We start from the raw sequence: 13,793 nt of genomic DNA, 5'->3' as shown, positions 1-13,793 counted from the left end.
GGTTAACCACTTAAATTTACCCTCAAGGTCGTTATTATCCTTGCTGGTATATCCCAGTGAGGAATGTCACACTAAAGCCAGCCGTAAGGCTGGTTTTTTTATGGATGACGGAGACAGCGGATGGAACAAATAACGCAAAGCATTCAACACACACTTACACAATTGGCCTCCGATAGCGTGTTAACGACAGTACCATTGTGTAGTGAAGTGCCATTGTTTAATATTAACGCCTTGGGTGATTGGACCTATCTAGGCACATCGTTGCCGACAAAATTTGCTAAGTTGTTCGCCAGCATTTTACATTGTATTGAGAGCGAGTATTTCTTAATTACCCCAGTTGAAAAAGTGCGAGTACAAGTAGAAGATGCGCCGTTGTTGATAATCGATTTTGAGCCTTCGCAATGTCATACATGGCTTGATGTGCGAACCAGTATTGAAACTGAGCACCATCATATTGATATCAAACAGATGAAACTCACCGAAGACAGTATTTATTTGCCGCTTGAACGTGGCTTATGGGGGAAACTAGGCCGCGCTTGTTACTATAATTTTGTGAATGAATTTAATTTATCTGATCTAGATGAAGAATAAGTTCGTAGATTAATAGCATCATCATCTGTTTTTGTATTAGCGAGTTTATTAGGGTTAGGTGATAGTATTAAAACAGGCTTTGGGTTAGGTTATTAGTGTTTTAGGTTAACCCCAAAACAGTAAATTTTTGCTGTAGGAGGTGCAGTTTGAATCGTTATGAAAGCTTAGGTTATCTTGTATCCCACTTAAATATTGAGCTGCAAAACGAGCTTGACCTGCAACTTAAGCGTTATCACCTTGATATAAAGCTATGGCCTGTGTTGTTTGCTTTATGGCAAGAAGAGGGGATAAGCCAAACTGAATTATCAAAACGTTGTGATGTGGCAAACTACACTATGACGCGTTTGCTCGATCAGTTGCAGGTACAAGGCCTTATTACCCGTCATCAAGAAGTCGATAATCGCCGTGCCTTTCAAATCTTTCTAACCGATGAAGCCAAAGCGTTAGAGCAAGATCTAGTGTGTGAGGCTGAACGAGTCAACGAAAAATTTCTCTCAACCTTTAGTGATGATGAGCAGCAGCAATTCATTTTACTGCTAAATAAAATCAATCGATTAACCTAGAACCATTATGGATAAAATGAGTTTAGCTGGTATTTATCGTTCTACTACTTGGTGGTTGATATAGTGCTTTAAATGCGTCTCAACGTTATCTTTTGCCGGTACCAGACTGACTAATTCAAGCAGATAAATTGAGTTTTAGATAATAAAAAAGCGACCAAAGGTCGCTTTTAGCATATAAAGAAGAGCGTTAAAATTATTTTTTAGCCGCTTCAATAATGGCCTTAGCCATTTCATCAGCTACTGCACCAGTAGTACGGTTTTGGGCATCGGCTTGGTTGAAAATTTTCAATAATGTATTGTAAATTTCTTTCACTTTAGCGGTTGATTTAGCTACGTCGTAATCTTTCTCGAACGAGACATTAATAATGCCGCCAGCGTTGATCACGTAGTCAGGCGTATATAATATGCCCATTTCTTTCAGTTGTTCGCCGTGGCGAACTTCGGCTAATTGGTTGTTGGCACAGCCAGCTACAATTTTGGCTTTTAATTGAGGCAGTGTCGTATCATTTAATGTGGCACCAAGCGCGCAAGGTGCATATACATCAACATCCTGTGAGTAGATATCCTGTGGTGCCACAACGGTTGCACCAAAGTCTGTAGCGACTTTATCTAATGAAGCTTGATGAATATCGGTAACCGTGAGTAGCGCACCTTCTTCATGTAAATGCTTACATAAGTAATAACCTACGTGACCGACACCTTGAACAGCAATTTTAAGCCCTTTTACACTGTCTAGCCCTAGCTTATGTTTAACAGCGGCTTTTATGCCTAAAAAAGTACCAAGGGCGGTGAAGGGGGATGGATCGCCACTTTTGCCTTCAAGACCTGCCATATAAGGGGTTTCTTCGTGGGCTATCATGATATCAGCAGTCGTGGTGCCAACGTCTTCAGCTGAATAGTAACAGCCACCTAAGCTATTAATTAAACGGCCGAAGGCGCGAAATAGCGCTTCGCGGTCTTGTCTTTTGGGATCGGCGATGATTACTGATTTACCGCCGCCCATCTTCAAACCTGCAAGCGCATTCTTGTACGTCATGCCACGAGAAAGGCGTAACACGTCAGTCAGGGCTTCATCATCCGATTGGTAATTCCACATTCTGCAGCCACCAACAGCAGGACCTAAGTTGGTGTTATGAATGGCGACAATAGCTTTTAAGCCACTTTCTTTATCATGACAGAATACAACCTGTTCATGCTCGTCAAAGGATACATGATTAAATACAGCCACGTGAATTTCTCCGCTATACACAATGAAAAAGCCGACGAGAACAGTCCCATCGACAGTTTGTTATATTTATTGCAGAACCATAGCATTTAGCGATACTCTCAACCACGCATAATGAATGAATAAATACATTATATGTGGCAATTTAGCTTTCCACCTTACGTAAACGTAAGCTTTGTGATCCAGATGAATTGCATTAATTTTGCCGCAATCAATAGAATAAATCGCGCACTGGCCCAAGAGCGGGTTTCGCGTTATAACAATAAGATAGGATGGAAGTATGACTGAACAAGCTGTCGACCAGACTCAGCAACATGTTTCTGCAGAAGAAATGGAAGCACGACGTCAAGAGTGGGTCAGAACTCAATTTCAAAAAGCGAATCGTTTCTTGGCTGAAAAAGGGGTGATCCCAAGTAAAGTGTTGGCCGATGAAAGCCGCTATCTTGTGCCTTATATGGCAATTTGGAAAATTGAATCAAAACGCCCAACCAATAAAACCTATTGGGTGATGTCGGGTGATTTACCGTCCGACTTCGTTGAGGTCAAGGTCGCAGCCACTGCCCGTGATGCGGTGCGCCATTTCTCTATGATGTGGCAAATGCAAGCGGAAAACTTAACCCGTTCTGGTGCTACCCGTGATGCGACTCAGGCTAAATTTGCACAGTTGCTGGTATCGCGCGCTGAAAGTTTATATCTTGTGCACAATGACGATAAACTATGGAATGTACAAGCTTAAGGTTGCCACTGTTTTATCGTTAAAACTTAGCTATTATGCGTTTATAGTCAGGTTGTTACAGTTGACAAATTAAGTGAAATTAACAGCGTAATACGTTAAAACCGAATGTGATTATATATTCGGTTTTTTTATGGATATTTCTCAAGCTTTAAGTGCTACCGATAATCTAAACGAATGATTACTCGCACTGAAATAGTTCTGCACATTAAATAATGATGTTAAAACATACTGTATTAGATCCAAATCAGTTAAGACTTCATCCTAAAGACAAACCTGTTTATACTGGATTTATCTAAATTATTTTACATTGCGATAAATACTAACTAACAAAATAGGGGCGTGTTCCTTGAGCCGAGAAGAACAATATCTACAAAATGCCAAGGCCTACTTTGCTTCACAGCAATTTTCATCCGCGGGTATGTATGCGCGTAAGGTTATTCGTCGCCAACCTCATAACCTAGATGCATTATTGATTTTGGCGGAGCTTGCATTTAAAGCCAGTGATTTCAAAGATGCAGAATATAAATTTGATGCTATTTTAACACTCGATCCCAACTTTGAGCGTGCGCTGAGAGGTAAATTGCATTTACTCGAAGTAAGACAACGTTATTTTGAACAAGTTGATATGCTTAATCGTCTTATTACTCTCTTTCCTGATGAGTTAGATCTGCAATTTAAGCAAGGTATGGCAGCATTACAGACTGGCAATATGGCATTGGCAATCGACAAGTTAACGCTTTGTACCGTGAGTCATTATAACCATTCTGCGGTAAAATTAAATTTAGGGCATATTTATAAAGCAACCGGTAATACGCAGCTCGCTACGGATTTTTATCACCAATTTATCATCGAAAACCCAGATAAAATGGCTACCGGATTTTGGAGCCTAGCGGATCTAAAAAATTATACGTTTTCAGAAAGTGATAAATCGGTAGTTATCTCAGCCTTAAATTCTCCATCGCTGTCAGATGCGAGTCGAGCGTTATTGCTGTACACCATGAATCGGATTTATGAGCAGTCAAATCAGCATCAATTAGCGTTTGAGGCGATGGCACACGCTAATAAATTGTTGGCGCCACTAAAGCCATTTAAAAAACCTTCATTTATTAATATTGTGCAGTCACTGCGACATACAGAACTGACGGCACGGAAAGTTGTTGCTGAACAAATAGTGCCTATTTTTATTGTCGGCATGCCTCGTTCTGGTACCACGTTAGTCGAGCAGATCCTTGCGTGTCATAGCTTAATAGGTGCTACGGACGAGCTACCTTATATAGAAAGAATTGCGTTAACACTTGAACAAACTGGCGGCTACGCCAAGCAGTTGGCACATTTGAGCCAAGAGAAAATCAATCAATATCAGCAAGAATATTTGCAACAATCGGCGCAGTATTTTTCAACAGTTCCTGATTATGTTATTGATAAAAACCCTAATAATTTTCTCCATATTGGTTTAATTAAAACCCTTTTCCCACAAGCTAAAATTATTAATGTGATTCGACATACGACGGATAATGCGCTGAGTGTGTTTAAACAATACTTTAGCTTTGGACATGATTATTCCTACTCGTTAGAGAACATCAAAGTCTATTGGGAGAATTACCTAACACTAATGGAACATTGGGATAGTCAATTTCCGCAGGATATTTATCATCTCAGTTTTGAGAAACTGGTCATTCAGCCTGATGATGAGATACCTAAGTTACTCGGCTATTGTGGTGTTGATTTTGAAACTGCTTGCCTGCATTTTTATCAATCGACACGGCCGGTTTTAACCCCGAGTGCAAGCCAAGTTAGACAACCCATGAATACTAAAGCAATAGGTCAATGCGAAAAATATCAAGCATTTATGGGGCAAGATTATCTCGATTTTGAACAGATTAATATTAACGTTCGCCATCGTTTATTAGGTCAGTAAAACTTATAGAAAAGGGCTTGTTAACGCCCTTTCCTTAATCCAAAACTAGGTTATTTTTCCATGGCAGTTTTTATATTTATCGCCAGAACCACAATGGCATGGGCTATTTCGAGTTAATCCGATAGGGATCCCAGTAGTTGTACCAATCCGCTTGTCGGGTAATGGCGTGTCCATCGATTTTTCAACACTAATAGTATGTTGTGGCGCCAGTGCTACATTCATTGATGGGCCTATTATTAACTGCGCCAAAATTTTAACTGCTGAAGTACCATTTGAAATAAACACTTCTTTGTCGTACTGACTTGCTTGCTTCAGTGTTTCATCTCGTAAATGATGAAATAAAGGCCAGCCAGTGTTTTCTTCACCATATAAGAACCATAACTCGCGCCAATCAGCGACAAATCCCTTTAACAATTGGCTAAATGATGCTTTTATTGGCGTAGTATTTAGCTGACAAGATTGCACGTCAGCTACTAAGTCATTGACTAACAATTCGACTTCGCATGGTGACATGATGATTTGGTAATTATGTTTTTCAGTACGAATATTAACGGTGTGCTGCGGTTGATAGTGAGTGAACTTAGCTGACGTCGCAATCTGTTCATCCATTTGCTCAACCATGGCCCAAAAACGACTTGAACCCGCAAAGTCTACGACTAAATGAATGCGAGTTTGGTCGCTGTTGTTTTCAACTTTATGAAATTTCCATGAATCAAAAATCCAACAGTCTCCCGCCGCCATGTGTACGCGCTTATCATTACATTGGAACACTACATCTTCAGTCGTTACGATGGGAATATGCACTCTGACGCGCTTATACCAGTGATGGTTAATATCTGAGTGTAAAGGCACTTCACATCCTGCATCTAATCGCATTAATCGAGTGCGGCCAATCACCTCGCCAAATGAGGCAATGACTTGCTGCAGGTATTCGCACCGCAGCAATGCCGATGTTGGTAACATGGCACCCTTAAAATCATTGTTGAATTCACCATTGACGGAAATTAGTGGTATTGCCGAATTTCCCGCAAAATTTTCATGGTGTGGTACCCATTCTGCATCAGTAAATTGTGCTATTTCTTGTTGCATTCTTGCTACATCAAACTGCAGCGGAAGTCGGTAAAATTCACGTTTAAGTTTCATTATTATCTCGTCATCTTACCGGTTAAATAAATGTGCCATGGCAATGTTTATAACGCTTGCCCGAATGGCATGGGCACAACGCATTGCGACTTATGTCCTGATATAACACTTTAGGATCAATTGACTCTTGATGGTTCTTTAGCGTAATGCCTTCCTCAGATAATGGTTCAATTGCTCGCTCTACTAGTAATTGATTAATTTGTCTTAAAGTCGATTTAATCTCGGGAAATACATGTTGTATTGCAGCTGCATTAGTAAGCCATTTATTGGGTGTCGGCGCTGAAACGGTATATCGAGAGTAGGGTAAGCTAGTTGCACAAATTTGCTGGAATGAGCTATCAAAGGGAATATCACAAAACTGGCAAATCGCGGCCAGCTGTTGGCTAGGTTTCGCCACTAAATCAGCATAAGTTAATAGGTGCCAACGGGATTTAGGCAGCTTGAGTAAACTTGTCATGATGGCATCATTTGCCTGCTGCCACTGAAACGCGGCGATTTCCTGTTGCGTTTTGCCTTTTTGCTGCGCCCAATTCGCTGGCAGTAATAAAGACCAATCACCAAATCCTGGTAATTGGGGATATGTTACAAAGCGATTAGAGCGCCATGCTTCCATGATACTACTGATATTTTCTTTAGGATCTCTGACTAAATAGATAAACAAGGCATCAGGAAATACTTGGTTTAAAAAGTCGATACGTAAACTGTTTTTAGGGGTCTTTTCTAAAAAACGTATGGGCGCATCAGACAATGAAACACCAGAGCCGTCTGCGTGGCGCAGTTGTGCAGTAAACCCTTCTTGCAACTGTTGAATAATATCTGTCGTTGCATCTTCTTGATTTAACGCATTGGAGTGAAAACCACGTATAGCTACATTTAATTCAGGAATCGTTTCAATAACAGCATGGCTTTCGCCGCCTATCGTACATAGAGCGGTATTCTGGGACAGCACTTCAAAGAGCAAGGTACTACCAGAGCGAGGCGCAGACAGAATAATTATGGGGCGATCAAAACAAGCACTCAATCGTGTTACTCCGTATTAACATAACAATTTGGCTACAGCATACAGGAACACGGTTTTGACTTCAAAATACCAAGTTAAGATGTTGGCATCGTCCTTTTTATAAAATGTTCGGTTAAGCAAGATTTTTTATCGTCAATAATGCAGAGGGATTGATGGCGGGTAACTCAACACGGTTAATGGATTTTCTGTTTTACCTTTAGATATATATGGTTAGGTTTGTGTGGTGGGGCAGGGTATCGGCTTTTTCTCATCAGGTGGTTTCAAGCTGGCCGTTAATTTGCTAAGACAATAATACAATGTTGGCTAGCCCGATAATCGTATGCTAAAAAACTCATCTTATGCGCACGCAAAAATAAAGCTTTGATGAGTAATTAAATCAAATTAGTTGCAAATAATTAACAAAAATGCCGCTCAGAATAGTGAGCGGCATTTGTTTTAATGCTGTTTTATTTTCAACTTGTCACAGACGAATGCGCTATGTGTATTACTCTTCGCTATCGTTTAAGTCGCTATCACTTAAGTAATAAAAACCTTGATTGATGAGTTTCAACAATAAGGTTTGGACTTCTTCGTGCTGACATAGCTCTGTTGCTTCATCGGCGTTTAAGCTCACTTTATCGCTTAATAGCGTGATGATATCTGCTGGTGTATTTAGCAGCTCATACACTTCACCATTGATGAATAATCGCGGCACGGAGTCATTTTCAAGGCGCAATACTTTCAAACCACCAATACGGCTGACGCCTGCACCTTGGGCAAACGCATCTTGCAAATCTTCAATGCAGTAAGCTTCTTCGCCTTCACACAAATCAAGCTCGAAACGGTTCTGGCTCAGTAGTTTACCTAACACGATTTGGTAGCTATTGGGATCTTGGCTCAGCTCGCTCAAGAGTGACATGATACCCACTTGATGATCTTGGCTGACTATACCCGCTGAACTTGGTTCAGTTTGCGAGGTGAAACGCTGCTGACCTAAGTTATTATCGAGCAGGTAATCGGCGACTTCACTGACCAATTCTTGCTGGCTTGGTGCACGGAAACCAATCGAGTAACTCATTGCCACTGTTAGGGTTTCGCCGCAATGCGGGAAACCAGGCGGAATATAAAGCATGTCGCCTTTTTCTAGCACCACATCGATAATTGGCGTGAAGTCTTCAACCAGCGGCGAGTTGGGATTGCCACCACGGCGTTGTTGCGGCGTGTTGTCGCCCACAGTCCAGCGACGCTGACCTTCGCCTTGAATAATAAATACATCGTAGTTATCAACATGTGGGCCCACACCGCCACTTGGGGTGGCAAAAGATGCCATCAAGTCATCAAAGCGCCAGTCTGGTAAAAAGCGTAGCGCTTCAACCAATGGCTGGGAATCGGGATACCAATGGTTGACCGCTTGCACTAATAATTGCCAATGGGTTTCACCATAGTTGTCGTAATCTTCAAACGGGCCTTGCACCACTTCCCAGTTATCATCTTTAGTGACAACGATACGTGAGGAGATTTCTTCTTCACAGGCCAGACCTGCTAATTCATCGGCGCTGATCGGATCTTCAAACTGCGGGAAAGCATTTTTGATTAGCAGAGGTTTCTTTTGCCAGTACTCACTAAGAAACTGGGCGATATCGAGATTAAGTGTATACATAGTGTTAAAAAAGGCGACCACATCGCGAAGATGTGAGTCGCCTTAATCCTTATTTCTGTTTATGAAAGAGTATTGTCCATCGCCAATTTCAGTTAAAAACTTACTTCAGTTCGTCGACAAACGTTTCGGCGCGGCCAATATAATTGGCTGGCGTCATTTTCTTCAGTTCAGCTTTCACTGAATCTGGTAATTCCAGTCCGTCAATAAATACTGACAGTTGCTGCGCGTCGATACGTTTGCCGCGCGTCAGTTCTTTTAATTTCTCGTATGGCTTTTCAATGCCGTAACGACGCATTACCGTTTGGACGGGTTCTGCTAACACTTCCCAGTTATGATCTAACTCATCACGCAGGTGCGCTTCGTTTACTTCTAACTTGCTGATGCCCTTTAAGGTCGCTTGATAAGCGATCAATGCATGGGCAATACCCACACCTAAGTTACGCAGTACCGTTGAGTCAGTTAAGTCACGTTGCCATCTTGATAACGGCAGCTTAGCGGCTAAATGCTGCATTATTGCGTTCGCAATACCCAAGTTACCCTCAGAGTTTTCAAAATCAATGGGGTTTACTTTGTGCGGCATGGTTGATGAACCGATTTCACCAGCAATAGTACGTTGTTTGAAGTGACCAAGGGCAATATAACCCCAAATATCACGGTCAAAATCAATCAGCACAGTGTTGAAACGGGCAACTGCATCAAATAGCTCAGCAATATAATCATGCGGCTCAATTTGAGTGGTGTACGCATTCCAATGCAGACCAAGGCTAGTCACAAAACGTTCAGACAGTTCATGCCAGTTAACTTCAGGATAAGCTGAGATGTGGGCATTGTAGTTACCTACTGCGCCGTTCAGCTTGCCCATAATTTCAACATTGGCGATTTGTTTGATTTGGCGTTCAAGACGTACTGCTACGTTTGCCATCTCTTTACCCAGTGTTGATGGGGAAGCGGGCTGGCCATGGGTGCGTGACATTAATGGCACAGAGCGATATTCAATCGCCAGCTCTTTAATCGCAGTTAGTAGCTCGTTGCAGTAGGGTAGCAATACGTGCTCACGGGCTTCAGTCAACATTAAACCATGGCTTAAGTTGTTGATATCTTCTGAAGTACAGGCAAAGTGAACAAACTCGCCTACAGCGGCTAATTCAGCATTGCCCGCGATTTTTTCTTTGATGAAGTATTCAACTGCTTTCACATCGTGGTTAGTGGTGCTTTCGATAGCCTTAACACGCAGCGCATCTTGTTCATTGAAATTATCTTTAATACCATCAAGCACAGCGATAGCTGATTCGCTTAATGTTGGTACTTCTTTAATATCAGGGCAATTGGCTAACAGCTTTAGCCAATTGATTTCAACCTGAACACGGTACTTGGTAAGACCGAACTCGCTGAAAATCCCTCTCAATGATGCGGTTTTACTACCATAACGGCCGTCTACCGGAGAGATAGCCGTTAGTGCGGAAAGATCCATGTGAAGCTCCTTGATGAACGCTAATTTTATTATAGGGTAAGACTTTTCTGAGCTGTATCTATGATGGCTTTGCGGGCGAAAACTAAGTGTCTACGCTTACCGCCAAGTTGGCGCCATAAGACAGCACTGCGCATGGCTGCAAGCAGCAGAGCGCGAATTTTTTGTTGCACAATAGGGCGTTGCAAACACACCGGGTTGCCAGTTATTTGAATTTTTGGCCCTATATCACTGATAATATCGCTGTATATGCTGGCAAGATTGGCGATCACTTGCTCATCAGTGATTTCAAAATGATGTAGCTGGCGATTCACTTGGTTAATGCGCTCGGCTAGCATAGCTAAGCCGCTGCTTGAGCGAACTAATTTACGCTCTAAGGCTAATACGCCAACTAAATAGCGAGTGATTTCTACATCTTTTTGGCTGCCGTCACCGAGCTGATTCAAGATCAGTTTATAGCCTTTTTGCAATAGCATTTTGTCTTGATAGACATCAGCAGTATTGTCGGGATTGGTGACCAGAATGGTATTTAAGCTCGCCGCAAGCTCGGCTTTATCTAATTCGCCATGACGTGCTAAATGTTGAACTTGGGCAATGGCTTGCAATATACCTGCAAAAGCCATAGTCCGATTAACGAGTTGTTCGTTCACGCTTTATCCTCGGATCAGTTGATCTATGATGCCGCCACCTAGGCAGACTTCACCATCATAAAATACCGCAGATTGCCCAGGCGTTACCGCCGCAACAGGCTCATCGAATATGATTTTTAAGGTGTGTTCATCGGTGTAGGTCAAAGTACAAGGTACGTCTTGTTGGCGATAACGGGTTTTCACTACAATATGGCTGCCATCAACGGGTCCGGTTCTATCTACCCAATGCAGTTGATTAACTGTCATCCCCGTAGACATTAAACGAGGGTGGTGTCCGCCTTGGCCTACGATCAATACATTGCGTTCAAGATCTTTATCAACCACATACCATGGGTCGTCATTGCTATCTTTCATACCGCCGATACCTAAGCCTTTACGTTGGCCTAAGGTGTGATACATCAGCCCTTGGTGGGTGCCGATGATTTCGCCTTCTGGGGTTTCGATATTGCCCGGCTGCGCTGGTAAATAAGTACCTAAAAATTCAGTAAATTTACGCTCACCGATAAAGCAGATGCCAGTGCTGTCTTTTTTATCATGGGTAATTAAGCCCATTTTTTTAGCAATCTCACGCACTTCATGTTTTTCGAGTTCACCCACAGGGAACAGACTACGAGCCACTTGCTCGTGGCTGAGCGTGTAAAGAAAATAGCTTTGATCTTTATTGCCATCAATGCCGCGCAGCATTTGCGTACTGCCATCGCTATTGTCTCGGCGGCGCACATAGTGGCCCATGGCGATGTAATCGGCGTCGAGGATTTCGTCAGCAAATTCTAAAAATGCCTTAAATTTAATTTCTTTGTTGCACATGATATCGGGATTTGGTGTGCGGCCCGCTTTGTATTCGGCGAGGAAATACTCAAACACATTGTCCCAATATTCGGCAGCAAAATTCACTGTGTGTAGCTTGATCCCTAGCTTATCGCATACGGCTTGGGCATCTTTTAAATCATCAGCGGCGGCACAATACTCGCTATTATCATCTTCTTCCCAGTTCTTCATGAAAAGGCCTTCAACCTGATAGCCTTGCTGCATAAGCAAATAAGCTGAAACAGATGAATCTACACCGCCAGACATGCCGACAATGACTTTTTTTCCTGTATGAGTGGGTTCGATTGATGTCATAAATCCTAAAACCATTGAGTATGTGTGTTGGTTAGGTGGCTAAATTTAAGCTGCGCAATAGCACGCGTAAAAAAATGCTTAACCTAACTGAAAAATATGGGTGAAAAATGTATGTAGTGCGAGCAGTTATTAAAATCCGCATTTACGGCCGACGACTCACATTTTTGGCTGACTATTTAGTCACGTTGAGACCGACAGGTACTAGCACATGCATAAGTTTAACGAGCACTTTATGCGGGGCAACATTCTATCACGCCTTACTCGCTTGGGCTATCGTGAGGCGGTCACTATTAAGTAAGCTGAGGGGGTAACTTTGGCCTATTTGCACGTTATTAAGATAGTCTTTTAGGCAATCGAGTACCAAGGGACTGCGTAGTAAAGATTGCTGCGCTTCAATTTGAGTAAAACTCAACCAATGCGCACTATGGATAGCTTTGTCTTGCGGTGTGGGTGAGGGCATATCATTAAGCTGCACGAAAAAGGTAAAGCGCACAAAGGCTAAGTCTTCACTGGCGCTAAATTGATAGATACCGACGAGCCCTTGGGGCTTGAGTGATAACCCAGTTTCTTCAAATACTTCACGCTCACAGGCTTGAATTATGCTTTCATTCGCTTCTAAGTGACCCGCTGGCTGATTAAAGCGCTGCTCGCCATCAATCCACTCTTCTACCATGAGATATTTGTCCTGTGACGTTGCATGAATAATACAAGCGACGGTCACATTGGGTTTATATCTTTGACTCATAGTGGCTCCTTTGAGTGGATTTCAGCAGCAAAAATATGACAAATATTTAGACTTGATCACCGAGGCGAATACACTTGTGCTCACCTGACGGTAAATTATCTAGACTCCATTGACCTATTTTATAACGGATTAATCTTAAGGTCGGAAAACCGATATGTGCGGTCATGCGTCTAACTTGACGGTTACGGCCCTCATGGATTTGAATCTCTAACCAAGTGGTTGGGATATTTTTACGTTCTCTTACTGGAGGATTACGTGGCCAAATATCGGGCGAATCCATGATTTTGACTTTAGCAGGTAATGTCATACCATCATTTAATTCAACACCTTGACGTAATTTTGTTAGCACATTCTCGCTTGGAACACCTTCTACTTGCACCCAATAAATTTTAAAGGTTTTCTTTTTCGGCTCAGTCAGTCTTGCTTGTAATTGCCCATCATTGGTGAGCAGTAATAAGCCTTCACTGTCTCGGTCTAAGCGGCCTGCGGCGTACACATCAGCGATAGGAATATAATCTTTTAGCGTTTTACGGCCCTGTTCATCGGTAAACTGGCAAAGTACGTCAAAAGGCTTATTAAACAGCACGATAACTGGCGCAATAGTTTGATTTGCGACCGGTTTAGCCGCGGCAACCGCACGACGATTAGGATTTTTGAACGGTTCTTTCTTTAAACTGCCATTAGCATTACGCGCCGGAAGTACTTTACCTTCAGCCACAGTGGCTCTGTTAGCTGAGCTTTTGTTAGTCGGCTTTGCCGAAGGCTTAGCAGGGGAGCCTGCACCAGTATTGGCACGTTTAGGTGATAACTTATTTTTGTTGATACTTTTGCTAACAGGAGGTTGAGACACGCTTACCTAACTTGATTGGCGGTTAATGTCGCTCTAGTGTACTTGGCATTCGCCCTTAGTGGAATTTGAATATTGTTGCGAATGCTCTATGATGTCGGCCAGAAAATGTGATCTGTGCCTAA

The 13,793-nt window shown here is 42.4% G+C and carries 13 protein-coding genes; 4 read left to right on the top strand and 9 right to left on the bottom strand.

What is annotated here, in order from left to right; all coding sequences use genetic code 11:
- Positions 1-120: 120 nt before the first annotated feature.
- Positions 121-591 (top strand): DUF1285 domain-containing protein, encoded by a 471-nt coding sequence (locus C9I43_RS08045; RefSeq protein WP_107883113.1) that lies wholly within the window; start codon positions 121-123, stop codon positions 589-591.
- 146 nt (positions 592-737) lie between these two features.
- The gene (locus tag C9I43_RS08040) at positions 738-1,154 is read left to right on the top strand and encodes a MarR family winged helix-turn-helix transcriptional regulator (protein ID WP_107883112.1); all 417 of its coding nucleotides are present in this window, start codon (positions 738-740) and stop codon (positions 1,152-1,154) included.
- A 193-nt stretch (positions 1,155-1,347) separates the two neighbouring features.
- Here C9I43_RS08040 and C9I43_RS08035 read toward each other — a convergent pair whose 3' ends face one another.
- Complete coding sequence (locus tag C9I43_RS08035; protein WP_107883111.1) at positions 1,348-2,382, bottom strand: Glu/Leu/Phe/Val dehydrogenase dimerization domain-containing protein; 1,035 nt, start codon at positions 2,380-2,382, stop codon at positions 1,348-1,350.
- Positions 2,383-2,659: 277 nt separating this feature from the next.
- On the opposite strand from C9I43_RS08035, the gene C9I43_RS08030 reads away from it, so the two are divergent.
- Both C9I43_RS08030 and C9I43_RS08025 read left to right on the top strand, forming a co-directional pair.
- Positions 2,660-3,115, top strand: a complete 456-nt coding sequence (locus C9I43_RS08030; protein WP_107883110.1) for a DUF4826 family protein — start codon at positions 2,660-2,662, stop codon at positions 3,113-3,115.
- A 346-nt stretch (positions 3,116-3,461) separates the two neighbouring features.
- Positions 3,462-5,033: a tetratricopeptide repeat-containing sulfotransferase family protein gene (locus C9I43_RS08025; RefSeq protein ID WP_107883109.1), complete on the top strand. Its 1,572-nt coding sequence runs from the start codon at positions 3,462-3,464 to the stop codon at positions 5,031-5,033.
- 45 nt (positions 5,034-5,078) lie between these two features.
- Here the strand turns inward: C9I43_RS08025 and C9I43_RS08020 are convergent, their stop codons facing one another.
- The 8 genes from C9I43_RS08020 to rluE all read right to left on the bottom strand — a co-directional run bounded on the left by C9I43_RS08020 (position 5,079) and on the right by rluE (position 13,671).
- Positions 5,079-6,176 (bottom strand): aspartyl/asparaginyl beta-hydroxylase domain-containing protein, encoded by a 1,098-nt coding sequence (locus C9I43_RS08020; protein WP_107883108.1) that lies wholly within the window; start codon positions 6,174-6,176, stop codon positions 5,079-5,081.
- A 22-nt stretch (positions 6,177-6,198) separates the two neighbouring features.
- Complete coding sequence (locus C9I43_RS08015) at positions 6,199-7,197, bottom strand: sulfotransferase family protein (protein WP_107883107.1); 999 nt, start codon at positions 7,195-7,197, stop codon at positions 6,199-6,201.
- Positions 7,198-7,681: 484 nt separating this feature from the next.
- Positions 7,682-8,836: a ribosomal protein uL16 3-hydroxylase gene (locus C9I43_RS08010; protein ID WP_107884084.1), complete on the bottom strand. Its 1,155-nt coding sequence runs from the start codon at positions 8,834-8,836 to the stop codon at positions 7,682-7,684.
- Positions 8,837-8,936: 100 nt separating this feature from the next.
- Complete coding sequence (gene purB, locus C9I43_RS08005) at positions 8,937-10,307, bottom strand: adenylosuccinate lyase (protein ID WP_107883106.1); 1,371 nt, start codon at positions 10,305-10,307, stop codon at positions 8,937-8,939.
- Positions 10,308-10,336: 29 nt separating this feature from the next.
- Complete coding sequence (gene hflD / locus C9I43_RS08000) at positions 10,337-10,954, bottom strand: high frequency lysogenization protein HflD (protein ID WP_076499686.1); 618 nt, start codon at positions 10,952-10,954, stop codon at positions 10,337-10,339.
- Positions 10,955-10,957: 3 nt separating this feature from the next.
- Positions 10,958-12,076: a tRNA 2-thiouridine(34) synthase MnmA gene (gene mnmA, locus C9I43_RS07995; RefSeq protein ID WP_107883105.1), complete on the bottom strand. Its 1,119-nt coding sequence runs from the start codon at positions 12,074-12,076 to the stop codon at positions 10,958-10,960.
- 250 nt (positions 12,077-12,326) lie between these two features.
- Positions 12,327-12,821, bottom strand: a complete 495-nt coding sequence (locus tag C9I43_RS07990) for an NUDIX hydrolase (protein WP_076499690.1) — start codon at positions 12,819-12,821, stop codon at positions 12,327-12,329.
- Positions 12,822-12,867: 46 nt separating this feature from the next.
- Complete coding sequence (rluE, locus tag C9I43_RS07985; RefSeq protein ID WP_181317864.1) at positions 12,868-13,671, bottom strand: 23S rRNA pseudouridine(2457) synthase RluE; 804 nt, start codon at positions 13,669-13,671, stop codon at positions 12,868-12,870.
- Positions 13,672-13,793: the final 122 nt, after the last annotated feature.

Origin of the sequence: Shewanella morhuae (assembly GCF_003028295.1) — a bacterium.
GTDB classification, from domain to species: Bacteria; Pseudomonadota; Gammaproteobacteria; order Enterobacterales; family Shewanellaceae; genus Shewanella; species Shewanella morhuae.
This window is presented reverse-complemented; position numbering and strand designations above follow the sequence as displayed.